This window comes from Algoriphagus aquimarinus (genome assembly GCF_007997215.1).
GTDB classification, from domain to species: Bacteria; Bacteroidota; Bacteroidia; order Cytophagales; family Cyclobacteriaceae; genus Algoriphagus; species Algoriphagus aquimarinus_A.
The window spans coordinates 46641-64205 of sequence record NZ_VORW01000014.1 but is presented as its reverse complement, the minus strand read 5'-3'; the positions used below and the strand labels follow the sequence as shown (position 1 = coordinate 64205).

The following is a 17565-nucleotide window of genomic DNA, read 5'->3' as shown; positions in this document are numbered from 1 at the left end:
TTCTATTATTCTGCCTTAGCGATCATTCCCAGAAATTCGATCAGTCCTACCGCCTCAATATCCCCTCTCATCGGGAATCTGTCAGCACCAGAATAAACCACATATTTTTTGGTGGCACCTATGTCCTCACAGGCTCTATGAAAACCTGATTTGATGGTAGGCGCACTTGATTTTTTTATTTCTATCCCCCATACTTCATTCGTTCCAAACTCAAGAACTAAGTCAATTTCTGCCTGATTACTTGAGCGATAATAGCTTGCTGTCCAGTCAGCGGGTAATTGGTTTAGGATATTTTCCATCACAAATCCTTCCCAGCTTGCCCCGACGGCTGGATGTCCTAGCAGCTGATCGAAAGAAGAAACGTTCAGTAGACTATGTAATAATCCTGTGTCCCGAATATATACTTTGGGGGTTTTTACCAATCGCTTTTTTGTGTTGCCAGACCAAGGGTGTACCTGCCTCACCATGAAGAAATCCTGAAGAATATCCAAGTAATTTCGGGCGGTGGTGTGGCTTACCTCCAGACTTTTGGCGATCTCTGTCATTACCGCTTGTTGCCCGTGATAATGCGCTAACATGGACCAGAAGCGTTTCATTCGTGTGGCTGGAACTTGTGGACCAAAGAGCGGAATATCTTTCTCAACATAAGTGGAAATAAAGTCTCGTCGCCAGTTTTGACTTTGGATTTCTGATTCTGCTAGATAGCTGTCTGGAAAACCACCACGAAACCATAATTTCTCCAAGTTAAAACCTAAGGGATCGTTAATGTTAAGTTCATTGGCAGAAAAGGGATTGAGTTCCAAGTACCGAATTCGTCCTGCAAGAGATTCAGAAGATTGTTGCAAAAGATCTCGTGAGGCAGAGCCTAATAGAAGAAAATGTCCCGCACGCTCTCCATTCCGCTTGCGCAAATCCACCAAAGCTCGAATCACCGGGAAGAGTTCTGGTTTTCTTTGCACCTCGTCGATTACCAAAAGCTGATTTTCAAAGCGTCTTAAATAGCTTTCTGCATCATCGAGTTTAGCCAAATCAGAATTCAGCTCCAGATCCAAATAATGGATAGGTTTGTCCAAAGCAGTCTTTGCCAAGTCTAAGGCCAGTGTAGTTTTGCCTACTTGCCGTGGGCCAAGAATAACTACCACAGGCATATTTCTTAGGCTATCAATAAGCTTTTCTTCAAGTAATCTTTGGATCATCTCCTTTATATTATACTTTCAAATTGCATAAAAATAAAACAAAAACCATGCAATTTGAAAATTAAACTTTCAAATTGCATGGTTTTTAGGGTTTGAACATGTTTAGAGAAAATTGTGAATTGATGTAGGCGTGATGAAAAAGATGTTGAAAGCTAGGGAAGTGAAAAAGAAAAAGCTCGCTTTTCAGCGAGCTTTTGTACCCAGAGCCGGAGTCGAACCGGCACGCCTTGCGGCATTGGTGTTTGAGACCAACGCGTCTACCGATTCCGCCACCTGGGCTTGTGGTGAGAGTATGTCTCATTCCCGTCACTTGCGTAACGGGATGCAAATATGAGCAAAGAATCTTTTTTCTACAAACTCAATTTTCCACTTCTTCCAAATTTCGTGAACTGAAAGCCATGGGTTTTTCAGAAAAGAGCGCTTTGGTGAAGGTCCAGACGCTTTTAAAAAGCTCAGAGTCACGGTATTGGTTCAGCTTTTCTTCGCTTTCCCAATGACTATGTGTTAAGAAAATATTTTTATCATTTTCATCCTGCCATAGCTCCAAGTGGTGACATCCGGGGAAATCCCGAATGGATTTCTTGTTTGCGTTGAAATTTTCCAAGAAATCAGCTACTGCTTTGGGCTTGAAAGTCATTCGTACAATTCGGATCAGCATCAGGGATGGAAGGTTACATAAACCACACTGTCGTATTTCAATCCAAGCAATTCAGCGCCGTGACCATGGTTGATGCCGATTTCCAATAAATCCAGACTGTTGAAAAATGCAAAGCAGTCTCCAGGCTCTACCTGATCATAGCCTTTGTGAAGTCTATTGACTGATTCTCTACCGAATTCAATTGAGAAGTTGCCTGGGTTCAATTTATCAAAGACCTCTTTGTTGACATTTGTGATCAAGTTGCCATAACGATCCACCCGCAGCACATGTCCTATAATATGCTCCCGGGTAGCTTTCGGGTGACGGGACATGAGTTTTCGAAAGTTCTTCAAAGGCCCTCCAAAATCATGAATAGCTGCGCCGCTGGCTACTTTTGCAGCTATAGGCGCAAGGATATCTTTGGTAGGAAAAGTGGAGTCTTTCAGATGTATATCCGCAAACTGTACCATAATGCCGGGTTCATGATCTGCGAGCAGACTTAGAATTCCGTTGTTTGGGCCAACAAAAATGTGCTCTTCAAGTTTTACACCTATATAACCATGGGTAATACTTCCAGTGGTGTTTAAAGATACTAGATGTACTGTTCCTTTCGGGAAATCCCTGAAAGTAGATCGAAGCACAAATGCAGCGTGGGCAATGTCAAACGTGTCGATATTGTGTGAAATATCGATGATGTTCAATTGTGGATTTACGGCAAGCATTTTCGCTTTTACTGCCGGTACGTAGTAATCTTTGTCCCCAAAATCTGAGAGGAATGTCACCAATGCCATAGAAGCAAGTCAATTAAAATTTATGTACTTTTGTTAAGGAGGGCTGCGGACAAAATTAGAAATTTTATTCGTCTACCTTCAATGAAAATCTAATCAATAGAAATAGTTTGGTCGAAAAAGTAATCACATTAGAAAATGTCCCCTTGGCTGAGTTTTTAGGCGAAGCCAATGAGAACATCCGGCAAATTGCTGCTGCCTTTCCCCAAAGTAAAATTATTTCCCGTGGTAATGAAATCAGAATTCAAGGCGGAGCTCCTGAGATTCTGAGAATTAACGATGTTCTTAATCTTTTATTGGAGCATGTGGATCGATTTGGTCACATCACTCCAGAGAATGTAAAAGATTATTTAGAAGTCGAAGGAGTGCCTTTCGAAGAAGCTAACCGGGATCAAGTCATCGTCTTTGGCAACAAAGGATTAGTCATCAAGCCGAAGTCTGCAAATCAGAGAAAGCTGGTGGAATCAGCCATGAAAAATGATTTAGTCTTTGCTTTAGGTCCTGCCGGAACTGGTAAAACCTATATAGCTGTCGCTTTGGCTGTGCGGGCCTTGAAAAACCGCGAAGTCAAACGTATCATTATCACCAGGCCGGCTGTGGAAGCAGGTGAAAATCTAGGTTTTTTGCCAGGTGATCTGCAGGAGAAACTGGATCCATACCTAAGGCCGATTTACGATGCACTTCAGGATATGGTACCGCCTGAGAAACTCAAATACTATCAGGAAACTCGCGTGATCGAAATTGCTCCTTTGGCATATATGCGTGGTAGAACGCTTCATGATGCATTTGTTTTGCTAGATGAAGCGCAAAACACAACAAATGAGCAGATTAAGATGTTCTTAACCCGTATGGGGCCTAATTCCAAAGTAATCATCACAGGTGATCAGACTCAGGTGGATTTGCCAGTAAGGCAAAAAAGTGGACTGTCTGAGGCCCTTAAAATCCTCAAAGATGTGTCTGGGATTGGTGTAGTAAATCTGAGTGGAAAAGATGTGATCAGACATAGATTAGTGAAGTCGATTATCGAAGCTTACGAAAAAGATCACTACCAAAAAGAATTACAAAAAGATGAGTCTGCAAGTAGAAAGAATAACTCGTGATGATCAGCTAAAATCAGCGTATTGGATCAGAGAACAAGTTTTTGTGCTCGAGCAAGAAGTAGATCCGAAGGCGGAGTATGATGAGTTTGAAAGTCAATGCGCACACTTTCTTGCCTATCTTGATAATAAACCAGTGGGTACGGCTAGGTGGAGAGTTACACCAAATGGGGTGAAATTGGAGCGTTTTGCCGTATTGGAAGAAGCCCGCGGCAAAGGAGTGGGTCAAGCTTTAGTGACTGCAGTACTCAACGACATTGAATCCAATCCTAAAGCAATTGGGAAATTGAAATACCTTCATTCTCAGCTTAATGCAGTTCCACTTTATTCAAAGTTTGGATTTGAAAAATCAGGAGATATGTTTGAAGAATGTAATATTTTGCACTACAAAATGCAACTGGCTTAAGTATTGCCACATATTTGTTAACTAATTATAGAAATATGAAATCGAGCCTGCCTGAGGCAGACAGGCATGACAAAAAACCTCAGACTCTGAGATGATTCAGCCATGCGAGATTCCATATGACCTTTGAAAAACAATTATAAACAGATGAAAAAATCAATCTTTACCCTTACTCTTATTCTGGCGTTAGTAGTTTCAGGATATGCACAAGAAGTGATTTCGAGCAGTGGTGGTTCTACTCCGAATAGAGGTGGTTTTTCAAATGAAATACATGTCAATTTCATGACACTCATTTGGTTCGGCTCACTAGAAGCAGGATATGAGCGCTATTTGAGTGATGATCATTCGATAGAGTTCAAGGGTTTTATTAACGACCGCTTTGGATTTAATAATGAAAACAGTGGAAAAAAATACAAGACGAACTCTTTACAGGCTTCCATGAACTTTTACTTTGGCGACAATGGAAGTGGTCGTTTCTTCTTATTCCCATTGGCTAAGATACGATTTGGTGATTTTGAAGAGCCAAATGATGGTGGAGGGATTCAGACTACAGATATGACTGCTTTCATCTTAGGTGCAGGAGTAGGATATAAGTGGGAGCTTTCTAAAAACTTTGCATTTGGCCCATTTGCCAGCATTGGCAGAAACTTCAGTGATGATGTTGCAAACCGCTTTACAGGAATAGAATTGAATGGAGGATTCAATCTTGGATATAGGTTCTAAGGTTTTATTCAATACAATAAGTATCAGAGAGTCCAGTTTGGACTCTTTTTTTTATGTAAATATTTTTAGCGTACAGCCACATAGGTTATGAAGGTTTAGCAAAATCTATGTGAACCTATGATACTTTGTAAATGATTGATATATAAAGGAATATATTGAGTTTGTGTCCTGCGTTTTTTCGTAAAAATGAAGTAAATTAAAACTTTAATTTTTTCGAAAATGAGATTTGCTGACTTTCCATTTTTACGGTATCTGCCATTTCTATTGATAGGCATTTTTTTAGGTCAATCGGATTGGTCTCCTGACTTGCTCGTGCTTGCCATCATTCTTAGCATAAGTTGGCTTTGCTATTTGATGTTAGTTTCAAATCTTGGGAAGTATGCATCTTTCTTCCAGATGAGTTCTATCGCATATTTATCGTTGATTGTTTTCGGCGCACTGCTAGTTCAAAATCAGAAGCGTCAAACAGATGTCAGTACGGATATTCTTCAAGCGGAAAGTTATCTAGCGGAGGTGACGGCATACGATCTGCAAAAGCCGAATTCTTTCGAGAATTTACTCGAAGTGAAATCTGTGCTTATAGAAGGAGAATGGAATGATTTCCAAGGCAAAGTCCTAGTTTATCATCAAAGTGACAAAAATTTAGAGCCAGGACAAATACTATTGGTGAATAAAAAGCCAGAGGAAATCGCGAGCCCTCTCAATCCCCATGAGTTTGACTATAGGCAGTATCTGTCCAGACAGGGAATTCAATACCGTCAATTTTTAGGAAAGGATTTTCAGCTGGTTGATTCAGTCCCGAGCACTGGTCTGAATTACTTTTTGGTGCATTTACGACACAGGATTGGCGAGATGCTTCAGTCAAAAATCCCAGATCAGAACTCGGCCCAAATAGCGCTGGCCTTGCTTTTAGGTCAGAAAAAAGAACTCGATCCGACGATTCGCGAGGCTTACACTCAGGCTGGAGTGATGCATATTTTGGCTGTTTCGGGACTTCACGTTGGTATTATTTACGCCTTGTTTATCTTGGTTTTGAAACCACTCAAACTGAAAAAAGAGAAAGCTAGGCTGTATCTCTTTGCTGTTATTTTAGTGATTTGGCTGTATGCATTTCTCACAGGGTTATCACCTTCGGTGGTTCGGGCTGCCACCATGTTTTCATTGCTTACGCTGGGTCAGATGCGTGAGCGACGTCCATCCATTTATAATATTTTGGCATTTTCTGCTATTCTGATGATTACCACGAATCCGGACGTGATCTACGAAGTTGGTTTTCAATTGTCTTATTTGGCCGTGTTGGGGATAGTGATGATTCAGCCGTTGATTCTAAACTTGTGGTTGCCGAGACACAAGGTGCTAGAATACATCTGGCAATTAACTTCCGTTAGTCTAGCTGCTCAGCTGGTAACTTTTCCATTGTCCTTGTATTATTTTCATGTGTTTCCCACCTACTTTTTGCTGGGTAATTTATTGATACTGCCACTGGCATTTTTGATCATGCAAGTCGGAGTTCCTTTGATGATTTTTGGATGGATTCCAGTTGTAGGCGATGTTTTAGGTTGGGTTTTGAGTTGGTTGATTTGGGTACAAAATTGGATTGCTGAGACTATTCGTTTGATTCCTGGCGGAAAGCTGGATAGACTCACGATGGATTTCTCAGGAATGATATTCGTGTGGGGAATGCTATTGATTATAGCAGGTTGGGAGTTTGGATCTAAAAGAAAGCTGACTTGGCTGGCTATGAGTCTAGCATTTTTATGGGTTGGTTTTCAGCTTTATGTAGAGTTTCAGATTCCCTCCAAAGAGTTGATCGTATATCAGGGGAAGAAATCTCAACTTTTCGATTTTTCATATTCAGGTAAAACGTATTCATGGAATCAAGGGCTTGAGCCAGGAGAAATCAGTTACTCAGTAGATCCTAATCGTGTGCAAAAGCAGTGGTCACAGATTCCAATCTCATTAGTGGCTTTTCAGCATGATTCGGGTCAGCTAGAATTTATTGGTACTGATTTTACTTTTCACCCCATAAACAAGAAACTGCACTTTTCATCTACTCCAAAAGCTGTCCATTTATGGTATGGAGGAAAGTGGATTGACTTACCTGTGACCGATTCAATAGCTATTGATTCTTTGGCTTATCGAATACTTTTCTGAGTTTGATTTTGCAAACCCTGCTATTGAAACTAACTTGATCCCAAACCCAAATTGTAAACAAATGAGCGCTGTACTCACAGAGATCACCGATAGAATAGGATACATTACTTTGAACAGGCCTGAAAAGCGGAATGCACTCAGTCCAGAGTTGATTGCAGGACTGCATGCCGCTTTTGAGGTGATGAATTTCAATGATGACGTGAAAGTCATTGTGCTTCGATCTACGGGAAAGGCTTTCTGTGCAGGAGCAGATTTGGCCTACTTGCAGCAGCTTCAGGATTTTTCTTACGAGCAAAATCTGGAAGATAGCCGCCACCTGATGGACTTGTTTAATTTGATCTATTGCCTTCCCAAAGTCGTGATCGCAGAGGTTCAAGGACATGCTTTGGCTGGAGGCTGTGGATTGGCTACAGTCTGTGATTTCGCTTTTGCTGTTCCTGATGCGCTGTTCGGCTATACCGAAGTGAGAATCGGTTTTGTGCCTGCATTGGTTTCAGTCTTTTTGCAAGAGCAAATTGGTGCTGCCAAAACGCAGGAATTGCTACTTTCTGGGGAGTTTGTTTCGGCTACCAAAGCTGCCGAATTAGGCTTGATCACGGGAGTGGAGCCTACGGAGTTTTTAGAGAAATATGTGCGTGAATTTGCTACCAAGCTTATCACACAGAATTCCGGATTTTCTATGGGGAAAACCAAAACTCTTTTGCGCGAGCTAAATCAATCAACTAGAAATAAATCGCTTGAGCTTGCTGCGGAGATGAATGCCACTGCACGCGCCCATGCCGATTGCAAAAAAGGAATTGCTGCTTTCCTTAATAAAACTACGCCAGATTGGTAAATGCTGAATAGAGCTACTGAAATCCTTCATCAAGTATTTGGGCATGCTGATTTTCGGCCTGTCCAGAAAGAAATCATCGAGTCAGTTCTGGCTGGGAAGGATACGCTTGCACTATTGCCAACAGGTGGAGGCAAGTCACTTTGCTATCAGATCCCCGCGCTGACTCAGGAGGGGATTTGTCTTGTCGTTAGTCCTCTTATCGCTTTGATGAAAGATCAAGTGGATGCACTAAAGGCGAAAGGAATTAAGGCTGCGGCGATCTATTCCGGGATGAGTTATCGAGAGATCGATCGCACGCTGGATAATTGCATTTATGGAGATTACAAGTTTCTGTACGTGTCTCCAGAGCGATTGAAGGCGGAGCTTTTTGTCGAGAGATTTCGGCAGATGAAGATCAATTTGATCGCCGTGGACGAAGCGCATTGTATCTCTCAGTGGGGTTATGATTTTCGCCCGCCTTATTTGGAGATCGCTCTGATTCGACCTTATCACGCCAAAGTCCCTGTTTTGGCTCTGACTGCTTCGGCTACTCCGCAAGTTTGCGCGGATATCATGGAAAAGTTGGAAATGAAAAAACCAGCGGAATTCCATCAGAGTTTTGCGAGAAAAAATCTCAGTTACAGTGTGCGACTCGTAGAAAACAAACTTGAAAAAGGACTGGAAATACTGAGTAGAATAGATGGATCAGCGATCTGGTATGTGAGAAATCGTCAGGGGACTCATCAAATCGCTAAAGCGCTAAGTCAAATGGGGATTTCGGCTTCAGCCTATCATGCTGGCTTGTCTATGCAAGATCGGGCGAAGCGCCAAGATGCTTGGATGAAAAATGAAGTCCGTGTGATGGTGAGTACGAATGCCTTTGGGATGGGAATTGACAAGCCAGATGTCCGTGTAGTTATTCATAGCGACTTGCCTGAAAATGTGGAGAATTACTATCAGGAAGCTGGGCGTGCAGGAAGAGATGGAGAAAAAGCCTATGGAGTTCTACTAGCGAATAATCAAGATTTTGAAACTGTTTTAAAACGCGCAGAGCTAGTCTATCCACCTTTAGATTTTGTAAAGCGGGTGTATCAATGCCTGGCAAATTATTACCGCATTGCAGTTGGGAGTAACATGCTAAGCAGCTTTGATTTCGAATGGAATGAGTTTGCAAATACCTATGAATTGGGCGTTTTGGAGAGTTTTTATGCTTTGAAATTACTGGAAGAAGAAGGCTTTATTGGACTCAGCGAAAGCTATTACACTCCATCCAAAATTCATTTCACCGTAGACCCTTCCAGATTGTATGAGATTCAGATTGCCTACGCAAAGCTGGATCCTGTGGTGAAAATCATCATGCGTACGTATGGAGGGAATGTCTTCTCGGAATACATCAAAATTCAGGAAGCTAAGCTTGCCAAGTCGCTCAATATCTATGAAAATGAGTTGGTAAAATCACTCAAACATCTGGAACAACTGGAAGTGATGGTCTATGACCAGCGAAAGGATAAACCTCAGATTACCTTTTTGACACCTCGATACGATGCTGGGAAGTTGCCTCTCAATTTCAAGAGGATAGAACTGAGGAGAGCTTTGACGCTGGAAAAAGCTCAAAGTATGGTGAAGTATGGGCAGCAAACTGAGCTCTGTCGCACTCAGTTTATTCAGGAATATTTTGGAGAAAATACCGATGAGCAATGTGGTGTTTGTGATATCTGCATTACTCAGCGAAAGGAAAATCACCCTGAAATAGCAGAAAATAAGCTCAGGAAAAAGATATTGGAAACATTAACCAAGGCTGGTGAGTTGACTGATAAACAGATATTCGAAAGTATTCGCCTGCCTATGGCTGAGAAAAACCTTCGAGTTTTGCGGATTTTGCAGGATCAGGGATATATTACACTACTGGCTTCGGGCAGTTACGTACTTACAGCTCATGAGTAATTTTCTAGACGATTTATTCAACAAGGTTTTCAAGTCTTCGGAAAAGTCTCCGATGACGCATAAGGAGAATATTGTTCTTAAAGCGCAGGAAATAGAAGAAGTACAAGTTTGGCTGAATTCTTCGGAAGGTCGGGAGACCTTTGCTCAGATATCCAGATCTTATCATTTTAAGACCATTCAGATAGAAGAGCGTCCGCAGATTCATGTGTTGGACTCGAAGTATGCCAGAGGGTTTGCGATCACCTACGATGAGCCCTTGGATGAAAAAACATTTCCCCTGCTTTTCTTGGCTTTTGCACAGCGAGTTCTAGCTTTGGGATATCAGCAAGTGAGTTTGGATAGGAAAATGGAGGAAATAAACGAGCAAGTGAAAGTCACTGATAAGTTTTATTTCAAACCGCCACTTAAATCACTAGCAGAGAATGAATTGATTTCTCAGTTATATGGCAATATTTCCATTGAGAAAATCAGCGTAAATAACCAGCCCAATTACCTCAAGGTACTAGCTACGTTTTATTCGGATAGGCTATACCAGGATCCCAAACCTTTCGATCAATTTCTTGATCATTTATTAGAAACGACCAATGATGGACAGAATTAACTTAAAAGAGCAACTAGGGAGATACAGGACGCCATACGAGGAGGAATCTAGCTTTATTCAGGACTTTTTGGATTTGACAGAAGACCCTCTGGCTTACGGAAGAGAGCGGTTGGATGGACATTTTACAGCTTCGGCTTGGATAGTGAACCGTAAACGCACGCATACTTTGCTCACGCTTCATCGCAAACTTGGCCGATGGTTGCAGCTTGGTGGACATGCGGACGGTAATGAGGATTTGCTGGAAGTCGCTATGAAAGAAGCAAATGAAGAAAGTGGTTTGAAGAGTTTAGAGTTCGTAGACAAGACCATTTTCGACTTGGATAAGCATATCATCCCAGAGCGCCCACATGTGCCTGAGCATTTTCATTTTGATGTTCGCTACATTTTGGAAGCAGATCTATACGAGCCTTTGATCAAAAGTGACGAGAGTATTTCTTTGGCTTGGGTGGCATTTGATTCGGTTCAGGATGTGATAGGCTATAATCCATCTATTCTTAGAATGCTTGACAAAACCAGTAAATCAGAAATTCTTCTTTGATGATCAAACCTGACCCCGCGGAGCTACAGCGAGAGATTGAATTTTCCTTACCTATTCAGATTAGATTCTCAGATATCGATGGCTACATGCATGTCAATAATGGGGTATACTTCAATTATTTTGAACATGCCAGGGCGGTGTATCTATTTCAAGTATGTGATTGGAATGTGATGGAAGTAGGTTCTGTGGTCGGAAGAATAGAAATGGATTATTTCAGGCCAATTCATATAGATGATACGGTAAGAGCTCTGGTGAAATGCAGTAGAATAGGTAATACATCCTTTGATCTAGAGCAATATTTAGTAGGAGAGACTAAGGACGGAGAACCGTACACTTTTGCAAAAAGTAAATGCATTCTGGTCTCCGTAGATATGAAAACGATGAAGCCTATGCCGCTTCCGGAAAACTATAGGGCAAAACTTCAGCCCAAATCCTGATAACAAAGACGCAATCCTTATCTTTGCGCAAAATTTAAGCTGTGAAAAAACTTTGGATAATTACCTTGCTTATGGCAGGATTGATGGGTTGTAGCCCAAGTGAAGAGGAATTGGTTCAAGAGGGAATAAATCAAATGGACGCCCAAAACTGGAAGGGAGCTATTACGCTTTTTGACCGAGCATTGGAGATTAATCCTAAGAATGGACTTGCCTTGAATGCAAAAGGAGCAGCGCTATTTCAGGAAGAAAAATTTGAAGAAGCTGTTCCTGTATTCACGGCAGCTATAGAAGCAGATTCTGCTAGCTACAAAGCTTGGTTCAATCGTGGAAATGCGAACTTGAAGCTGGAGAATTTCAAAAATGCAGTTTCGGATTATAATATGGCAAGTATGCTAGATCCAACTCAAACAGATATTTATTACAATCGTGGCTTGGCATTGCTGGGTCTGGAAGAATACGAAGATTCCTTGTTGGATTTTGATAAAGCCCTTCAGGTAGAACCAAACCAAGCTCTCGTACATTTCAATCGCGGAAAAGCACTTTTAGGAAATAATGATCCAGGCAATGCGATGAAAGCATTAACTGATGCAGTCAATTTGGATGGGAAAAATGCTGCTGCCTATTACTTGCTTGGAGTGACTAGAATGTCTGCTTTGGGTGAGTCTGAAAAAGAGGCAGGTTGTGCAGATCTGAAGATGGCACTTCAGCTTGGTTACACCGAAGCCAAAACTTGGATAGACGATTTCTGCGAATAAAATGGCAGTAATTGGTCAAGATATATCGCAAGCAAAAAGAATTCTGGATGCAGGTGAATTGGTTGCAATTCCTACCGAAACCGTATATGGTTTGGCTGGAAATGCGCTGAATCCTGTGGCTGTAGCATCGATTTTTGAAACGAAAAATCGCCCTAGTTTTGATCCCTTGATTATCCATGTTCCTTCGCTTGTAGAAGCTGAGAATTATGTAAATGATATTCCCGCAGCACTTCGCAAACTTGCAGAACACTTTTGGCCAGGACCACTTACACTGTTACTTCCTAGAAAAAGCAACATTCCTGATATAGTCACCTCTGGATTGGATCGCGTGGCTGTGCGTGTTCCTGATCATCCACTGACCCTAGAATTACTAGCTCAGTTAGACTTTCCTTTGGCTGCTCCAAGTGCAAATCCCTTTGGGTACATCAGTCCTACTTCACCAAAGCATGTGGATGCTCAGCTGGGAGATAAGATCTCGTACATTCTGGATGGAGGAAAATGTAAAGTGGGCTTAGAAAGCACGATCGTAGGAATGGAAGAGGATGAAGTCGTGGTTTATCGATTGGGAGGTTTAGACATTTCAGAGATTGAAAGCATTGTTGGGAAAGTGATAGTGAAAAGTCATAGCTCTTCTAATCCGCAAGCGCCTGGTTTGCTGGAAAGCCATTATGCGCCTACCAAGTCTTTTTTGCTGGGAAATCTGGAGACTTTGATTGCGGAATATCAAGACAAAGGAATTGACTTCGCTGTACTTTCTTTAGCCCAAACATTTCCAGCTGTTCCTGTCGGAAATCAAATTGCTCTAAGTCCTCAGACTGATTTGAAAGAAGCTGCTACCCATCTATTTGCTGCTATGCGAACTTTGGATGAGTCAAATGCCGTTGTGATTTTGGCAGAGCTAATGCCTGAAGAAGGCCTCGGGAAAGCCATAAATGATCGCTTAAGGCGTGCTGCAACGAAATGATAAATTTACTTTCCTATACTTCTTAGCAAATTGATCACAGATGAAAGTCTGTTTTTGCCGTAATCTTTGATAAATTCACACCTGATTTTTATCTATTTAATTAATCAAAAGCTATTAACCTTACTATGAACTCTAGAATCAAAAATGTAGATAACCTCAGTTTTGAAGGTAAAAAAGCACTCGTAAGAGTGGATTTCAATGTTCCTTTGGACAATGAGTTGAATGTAACTGACGACACTAGAATCCAAGCTGCGCTTCCAACTATCAATAAAATATTGACCGATGGTGGATCAGTGATTTTGATGTCACACTTAGGCAGACCTAAATCTGGTCCTGAGGATAAATTCTCTTTGAAAAATATTGTGGTGGCTTTAGAGAAGGCCTTGGGCAGACCAGTGAAATTTGCGCCGGACTGCATTGGACGAGAGGCTGAAATGCTTGCTGAAGGCTTGAAGCCAGGTGAAGTATTGTTACTTGAAAACCTTCGTTTCCACAAAGAGGAAGAAAAAGGTGATGTTGACTTTGCTAAGAAACTTTCGAAACTAGGTGATATCTATGTGAATGATGCATTTGGCACAGCTCATAGAGCACATGCTTCTACAGCGGTGATCGCACAGTTTTTTACAGATAAAGTTTGTGGTTATTTGATGCTTTCTGAGTTGAAAAACGCAGACAAAGTTTTGGGTAATCCTGAAAGACCATACACAGCGATCATGGGCGGTGCAAAAATCGCAGATAAAATTATGATCATCGAGCAATTGCTCAATAAGGTGGACAACTTGATTATCGGTGGCGGTATGTCTTACACGTTTGCTAAAGCGCAAGGCGGAACTATCGGTGATTCTTTGCTAGAGGCTGATAAGATGGATTTCGTACTTGAGCTAATGGAGACTGCCAAAGAAAAAGGTGTTAACCTGATTCTTCCAGTTGATACAGTGATTTCCAAAGCTTTTGCAAATGATGCTGAGCAGGGAATGGCTGATAAAGGTGAGATTCCTGACGGCTGGATGGGCTTGGATATCGGGCCAAAAACTCGTGTGATTTTCTCTGAGGTAATCGCAAATTCTAAGACTATTCTTTGGAATGGTCCTATGGGAGTATTCGAAATGGAGTCTTTTGATAAAGGAACAAAGGCTGTTGCGGAAGCGGTAGTAGCGGCGACTAAAGCTGGTGCATATTCACTTATCGGTGGAGGTGATTCTGCAGCTGCAGTTAATAAGTTTGGCTTTGGTGAGGATGTTTCCTTCGTGTCTACTGGCGGTGGAGCATTGCTAGAGCACATGGAAGGCAAAGTGCTTCCAGGAGTTGCTGCTTTGGAGCCTTAAGTATTTCAGACCTTTGGGGTTTTTAAAACCCCGAAGGTCTTTTTTTTTGATTTTTTTTTAACCACAAAGTGCGCAAAGTCCCGATAGCTATCGGGATCGCAAAGAGCACTGACACTTTCTTATTGATAATATGATTGTCTCTAATTGTTGAGACTACTTGCCTCATCGGGGCAAACTATGTGTAGCTAATAGATTCTAGCGTCCTTTTGCTGTGCCTATAGGTACAGCGCTAGAAAAAATTAATCCTACATCTCTAAGTTGATATTTAACTAATACATTGAAAGATGGACAAAATAAATCTAAATGAGATTTTGCAAATCAAGGATTTGTCAAATGTGAAGATAAGGTTCAATTTGATGTTTAGAGATAATTGGAACCCAATAGAAGACTTTAAAAATGACAACCTTGAAGTGATGTTCGAAGGGCATTATCATAATTATCCCAATAAACGATCTTATAAAGAAGGACAGATGACTATTGCATTTGTCAAAATACACCCCAAAGAAAATTATTGGTTGCTGTTCCATATTGGAAAAGTGACTAAGGACTTAAATATCTTCAATGGAATAGGATACGAATACGAGCCATTGAAGGAATACGAAAAATACTTTGGGAGGTTAATTATAAGATTTAAGAACAAATCTCAAATGATGATTCGGAATGCAGCATCTGTAATAGATGAATGTGAAGTATCACAATTATTGCCTGATACTTTTGACAACGATCTTTTTCCAGGCTATGATAAAGTGAATGTTTCTTGGAAAGAATTAAAAAGAGTAATCGAAAAGGACACTTGGAAAACTGCCTTAGAAAATCAAAAAGGAGTTTATTTACTTACAGACATATCTAACGGTAAACAATATGTAGGATCAGCGTATGGAGAAAGCATGATTTTAGGGCGCTGGCGATCTTATATTAGAAATGGGCACGGTGGAAATATCGGATTAATACCGATAACCTTTATTCATATTCAGGAAAATTTTAGGTTTTCAATTTTGGACATATACAAATCCACAACCGACGATTTAATTATTATAGCACGGGAAAATTGGTGGAAACAAATATTACAATCTAGAAGATTTGGCTACAATGTGAATTGATGTTTACTGAATGATTTAAACCTTCGAGGTCTAAAAAAGACCTCAAAGTTTAATAATAATGAATATCGAAAGCCGAATGCTGAATTTTTTGAGGAGTTAGAATTCAATCTCCACTAGCACTGGAAAATGATCCGACGGATACTTTTTACCATAGTTATCAGTGAGAATTCCGTGACGAATTACGTTCAGATTTCCTTTGACAAATACATGATCAATGATGCCATCAGGCATTTTCTCCCAGTCAAAACCTGTGAAAGAACCTGCAGGACCGTAAGAAGGGATTTCGGAGATCAATCTAGCGTCTTGCCAATCGGGATTTGAAGTAATGGTAGCGTAAGCCGCATTATCGGGTTTTACATTAAAGTCGCCCATAAGTATAGCAGGAGCATTTTCTTTGTTGATTTTAGACACTTGAGCCATCACAAGTTTACTGCTTTCTTCGCGAGCTTGCTGTCCGATGTGATCGTAGTGAATGTTGAAAACATAGAAGGTTTTACCGCCTTTATCCTTGAATTTTCCCCAGGTACAGATTCTGTTCAAAGCCGCATCCCAGCCTTTACTTGGTTTCTCAGGAGTGGGCGATAGCCAGAAAGTGCCTTGATCCAAAATCTCAAACTTTTTGGCATCATAGAGAATCGCTGCATATTCACCTTTTTCGGTTCCATCATCACGACCAACGCCAATGTATTTATATCCAAGTTCATTGCTTAGATCCATTAGTTGATTGTTTAATGCTTCCTGTACACCGAAAAGCTCGATTTGGTGAAACTGAATTAGACCTGCGACATGTGGAAGTCTGTCTGCCCAGAGGTTTCCGACGTCATTTTGATTGGCATATCGGATGTTGAAAGTCGCAAAATTATGCGTTTGCGCTATAGATAGCGTGTTTGTCCCTACCGTTAAAGCAAGGAGAAACACAGATGTTTTTAAAATACTTCTAATGATTGAATTCATGATTTCAGAACTTATTCTTGAAAAATGGTTTAAGTATTTAAAATTGAATCATAATTTCATCAAATGAAATTAAGCATGACAAAAATGTCAAACATTTCGATGATCATAATACATGCGAGATTCTCCCGAAGAAAAATCGGGACAGGCAACGTGTCCTTAGAAAATCAAATTATAAACACATGAAAACCTTTTATCCCAAAGACCTAACACCTCAGGAATTTCATGGCTTGCTCCAAGGAGCAGTAGCTCCTCGACCGATTGCTTTTGCTAGTACTATTGATCGAGAAGGAAATGTGAACCTGAGTCCGTTTAGCTTTTTCAATTTGTTCAGTACGAATCCTGCGATATTGATCTTTTCTCCATCCAGACGCGTGCGTGATAATACTACTAAGCATACTTTGGAAAATGTGTTAGAAGTACCCGAAGTGGTGATCCATGTCGTTCATTTTGGAATGGTGGAGCAAATGTCGCTAGCGAGTACGGAGTATAAAAAAGGTGTGAATGAATTTGATAAAGCAGGATTTACTCAAGTAAAATCAAATGAAGTTAAGCCTCCGCGCATCAAAGAAGCACATGTTGCCTTTGAGTGCAAAGTGAATGAAGTGAAGTCGCTTGGAGATAGTGGAGGAGCTGGGAATTTGGTGATATGCGAGGTTTTGGTAGCGCATGTGAATGAAGCTGTTTTGGATGAGATGGGCGTGATTGATCCTAGGAAACTAGATGCTGTGGCAAGATTGGGCGGGAACTGGTATAGCCGTGCCAGTGGAGCATCTCTATTTCAAATTCCAAAGCCCTTGCGAACCCTGGGTATTGGTATTGACCAAATGCCAGCCGAAGTTAGAAATAGCACCATTTTAAGTGGAAACAATCTTGGGAGACTGGGCAATGTAGAGGCTCTTCCAAGTCCGGCTGAGGTTGCTGATTTTGGGCAAGGCGCAGAGATCCAAGAAATGAGAGTTCGCTTCCAGTATGATCTAGACTCACTGGCGGACCATTTGCATCTTTTGGCTAAGGAAGCACTAGATGAAGATGATGTCGACCGAGCTTGGCTGATATTGCTTCAGAAAGGGTAAAAAGAGTATTCAGTGATCAGTCTCAGTTCTTAGAACTCCCTCGTAGATCTTAATCATTAGCC

The 17565-nt window shown here is 41.1% G+C and carries 18 protein-coding genes and 1 tRNA gene; 14 read left to right on the top strand and 5 right to left on the bottom strand.

The window, feature by feature from the left end; translation table 11 throughout:
• Positions 1-5: 5 nt before the first annotated feature.
• The 4 genes from ESV85_RS16425 to ESV85_RS16410 all read right to left on the bottom strand — a co-directional run bounded on the left by ESV85_RS16425 (position 6) and on the right by ESV85_RS16410 (position 2624).
• Positions 6-1196, bottom strand: coding sequence for an ATP-binding protein (locus ESV85_RS16425; protein ID WP_146919502.1), 1191 nt, complete (start codon positions 1194-1196; stop codon positions 6-8).
• Between the two features lie 197 nt (positions 1197-1393).
• Positions 1394-1475 (bottom strand) — tRNA-Leu (locus ESV85_RS16420).
• Between the two features lie 79 nt (positions 1476-1554).
• Positions 1555-1854 (bottom strand): putative quinol monooxygenase, encoded by a 300-nt coding sequence (locus ESV85_RS16415; protein ID WP_146919501.1) that lies wholly within the window; start codon positions 1852-1854, stop codon positions 1555-1557.
• Entirely contained in the window at positions 1854-2624 is a 771-nt protein-coding gene (locus ESV85_RS16410; protein WP_146919499.1) for an S-adenosyl-l-methionine hydroxide adenosyltransferase family protein, read from the bottom strand. Before ESV85_RS16410 ends, ESV85_RS16415 begins: the two co-directional genes overlap by 1 nt.
• A gap of 107 nt (positions 2625-2731) precedes the next feature.
• Between ESV85_RS16410 and ESV85_RS16405 the strand changes: the two genes are divergently transcribed.
• The 13 genes from ESV85_RS16405 to ESV85_RS16345 all read left to right on the top strand — a co-directional run bounded on the left by ESV85_RS16405 (position 2732) and on the right by ESV85_RS16345 (position 15476).
• Complete coding sequence (locus ESV85_RS16405) at positions 2732-3721, top strand: PhoH family protein (RefSeq protein ID WP_092900244.1); 990 nt, start codon at positions 2732-2734, stop codon at positions 3719-3721.
• Positions 3690-4124, top strand: coding sequence for a GNAT family N-acetyltransferase (locus ESV85_RS16400; RefSeq protein WP_146919497.1), 435 nt, complete (start codon positions 3690-3692; stop codon positions 4122-4124). The genes ESV85_RS16405 and ESV85_RS16400 overlap by 32 nt, the downstream gene beginning before the upstream one ends.
• Before the next feature lie 144 nt (positions 4125-4268).
• Positions 4269-4844 carry a DUF3575 domain-containing protein gene (locus tag ESV85_RS16395; RefSeq protein WP_146919495.1) on the top strand — a complete coding sequence of 192 codons (576 nt, stop codon included), beginning with the start codon at positions 4269-4271 and terminating at the stop codon, positions 4842-4844.
• 219 nt (positions 4845-5063) lie between these two features.
• The gene (locus ESV85_RS16390) at positions 5064-6998 is read left to right on the top strand and encodes a ComEC/Rec2 family competence protein (RefSeq protein ID WP_146919493.1); all 1935 of its coding nucleotides are present in this window, start codon (positions 5064-5066) and stop codon (positions 6996-6998) included.
• Positions 6999-7059: 61 nt separating this feature from the next.
• On the top strand, positions 7060-7833 hold the full coding sequence (locus ESV85_RS16385) for an enoyl-CoA hydratase/isomerase family protein (protein WP_146919491.1): 774 nt from the start codon (positions 7060-7062) through the stop codon (positions 7831-7833).
• Positions 7834-9756 (top strand): ATP-dependent DNA helicase RecQ, encoded by a 1923-nt coding sequence (locus tag ESV85_RS16380; protein ID WP_146919490.1) that lies wholly within the window; start codon positions 7834-7836, stop codon positions 9754-9756. It begins immediately after the preceding gene.
• Positions 9749-10357: a hypothetical protein gene (locus ESV85_RS16375; RefSeq protein ID WP_146919488.1), complete on the top strand. Its 609-nt coding sequence runs from the start codon at positions 9749-9751 to the stop codon at positions 10355-10357. Before ESV85_RS16380 ends, ESV85_RS16375 begins: the two co-directional genes overlap by 8 nt.
• Complete coding sequence (locus ESV85_RS16370; protein ID WP_146919486.1) at positions 10344-10895, top strand: NUDIX hydrolase; 552 nt, start codon at positions 10344-10346, stop codon at positions 10893-10895. The genes ESV85_RS16375 and ESV85_RS16370 overlap by 14 nt, the downstream gene beginning before the upstream one ends.
• The gene (locus tag ESV85_RS16365) at positions 10895-11332 is read left to right on the top strand and encodes an acyl-CoA thioesterase (protein WP_146919484.1); all 438 of its coding nucleotides are present in this window, start codon (positions 10895-10897) and stop codon (positions 11330-11332) included. The genes ESV85_RS16370 and ESV85_RS16365 overlap by 1 nt, the downstream gene beginning before the upstream one ends.
• 41 nt (positions 11333-11373) lie before the next feature.
• Positions 11374-12087, top strand: a complete 714-nt coding sequence (locus ESV85_RS16360; RefSeq protein ID WP_317130799.1) for a tetratricopeptide repeat protein — start codon at positions 11374-11376, stop codon at positions 12085-12087.
• A gap of 1 nt (position 12088) precedes the next feature.
• Positions 12089-13051 (top strand): L-threonylcarbamoyladenylate synthase, encoded by a 963-nt coding sequence (locus ESV85_RS16355; protein ID WP_146919482.1) that lies wholly within the window; start codon positions 12089-12091, stop codon positions 13049-13051.
• 125 nt (positions 13052-13176) lie between these two features.
• Positions 13177-14376: a phosphoglycerate kinase gene (locus ESV85_RS16350; protein ID WP_146919480.1), complete on the top strand. Its 1200-nt coding sequence runs from the start codon at positions 13177-13179 to the stop codon at positions 14374-14376.
• A gap of 284 nt (positions 14377-14660) precedes the next feature.
• The gene (locus tag ESV85_RS16345; RefSeq protein WP_146919478.1) at positions 14661-15476 is read left to right on the top strand and encodes a GIY-YIG nuclease family protein; all 816 of its coding nucleotides are present in this window, start codon (positions 14661-14663) and stop codon (positions 15474-15476) included.
• Between the two features lie 96 nt (positions 15477-15572).
• Here the strand turns inward: ESV85_RS16345 and ESV85_RS16340 are convergent, their stop codons facing one another.
• Entirely contained in the window at positions 15573-16430 is an 858-nt protein-coding gene (locus ESV85_RS16340) for an endonuclease/exonuclease/phosphatase family protein (protein ID WP_146919476.1), read from the bottom strand.
• Between the two features lie 179 nt (positions 16431-16609).
• On the opposite strand from ESV85_RS16340, the gene ESV85_RS16335 reads away from it, so the two are divergent.
• On the top strand, positions 16610-17503 hold the full coding sequence (locus tag ESV85_RS16335; RefSeq protein ID WP_146919474.1) for a flavin reductase family protein: 894 nt from the start codon (positions 16610-16612) through the stop codon (positions 17501-17503).
• Positions 17504-17565 lie beyond the last annotated feature (62 nt).

Bases quoted from the DNA above. Each gene is read 5' to 3' on its own strand.
- ESV85_RS16425 (WP_146919502.1), bottom strand. From the start codon at position 1,196: ATGATCCAAAGATTACTTGAAGAAAAGCTTATTGATAGCCTAAGAAAT.
- ESV85_RS16415 (WP_146919501.1), bottom strand. From the start codon at position 1,854: ATGCTGATCCGAATTGTACGAATGACTTTCAAGCCCAAAGCAGTAGCT.
- ESV85_RS16410 (WP_146919499.1), bottom strand. From the start codon at position 2,624: ATGGCATTGGTGACATTCCTCTCAGATTTTGGGGACAAAGATTACTAC.
- ESV85_RS16400 (WP_146919497.1), top strand. From the start codon at position 3,690: ATGAGTCTGCAAGTAGAAAGAATAACTCGTGATGATCAGCTAAAATCA.
- ESV85_RS16395 (WP_146919495.1), top strand. From the start codon at position 4,269: ATGAAAAAATCAATCTTTACCCTTACTCTTATTCTGGCGTTAGTAGTT.
- ESV85_RS16390 (WP_146919493.1), top strand. From the start codon at position 5,064: ATGAGATTTGCTGACTTTCCATTTTTACGGTATCTGCCATTTCTATTG.
- ESV85_RS16385 (WP_146919491.1), top strand. From the start codon at position 7,060: ATGAGCGCTGTACTCACAGAGATCACCGATAGAATAGGATACATTACT.
- ESV85_RS16380 (WP_146919490.1), top strand. From the start codon at position 7,834: ATGCTGAATAGAGCTACTGAAATCCTTCATCAAGTATTTGGGCATGCT.
- ESV85_RS16375 (WP_146919488.1), top strand. From the start codon at position 9,749: ATGAGTAATTTTCTAGACGATTTATTCAACAAGGTTTTCAAGTCTTCG.
- ESV85_RS16370 (WP_146919486.1), top strand. From the start codon at position 10,344: ATGGACAGAATTAACTTAAAAGAGCAACTAGGGAGATACAGGACGCCA.
- ESV85_RS16365 (WP_146919484.1), top strand. From the start codon at position 10,895: ATGATCAAACCTGACCCCGCGGAGCTACAGCGAGAGATTGAATTTTCC.
- ESV85_RS16355 (WP_146919482.1), top strand. From the start codon at position 12,089: ATGGCAGTAATTGGTCAAGATATATCGCAAGCAAAAAGAATTCTGGAT.
- ESV85_RS16350 (WP_146919480.1), top strand. From the start codon at position 13,177: ATGAACTCTAGAATCAAAAATGTAGATAACCTCAGTTTTGAAGGTAAA.
- ESV85_RS16345 (WP_146919478.1), top strand. From the start codon at position 14,661: ATGGACAAAATAAATCTAAATGAGATTTTGCAAATCAAGGATTTGTCA.
- ESV85_RS16340 (WP_146919476.1), bottom strand. From the start codon at position 16,430: ATGAATTCAATCATTAGAAGTATTTTAAAAACATCTGTGTTTCTCCTT.
- ESV85_RS16335 (WP_146919474.1), top strand. From the start codon at position 16,610: ATGAAAACCTTTTATCCCAAAGACCTAACACCTCAGGAATTTCATGGC.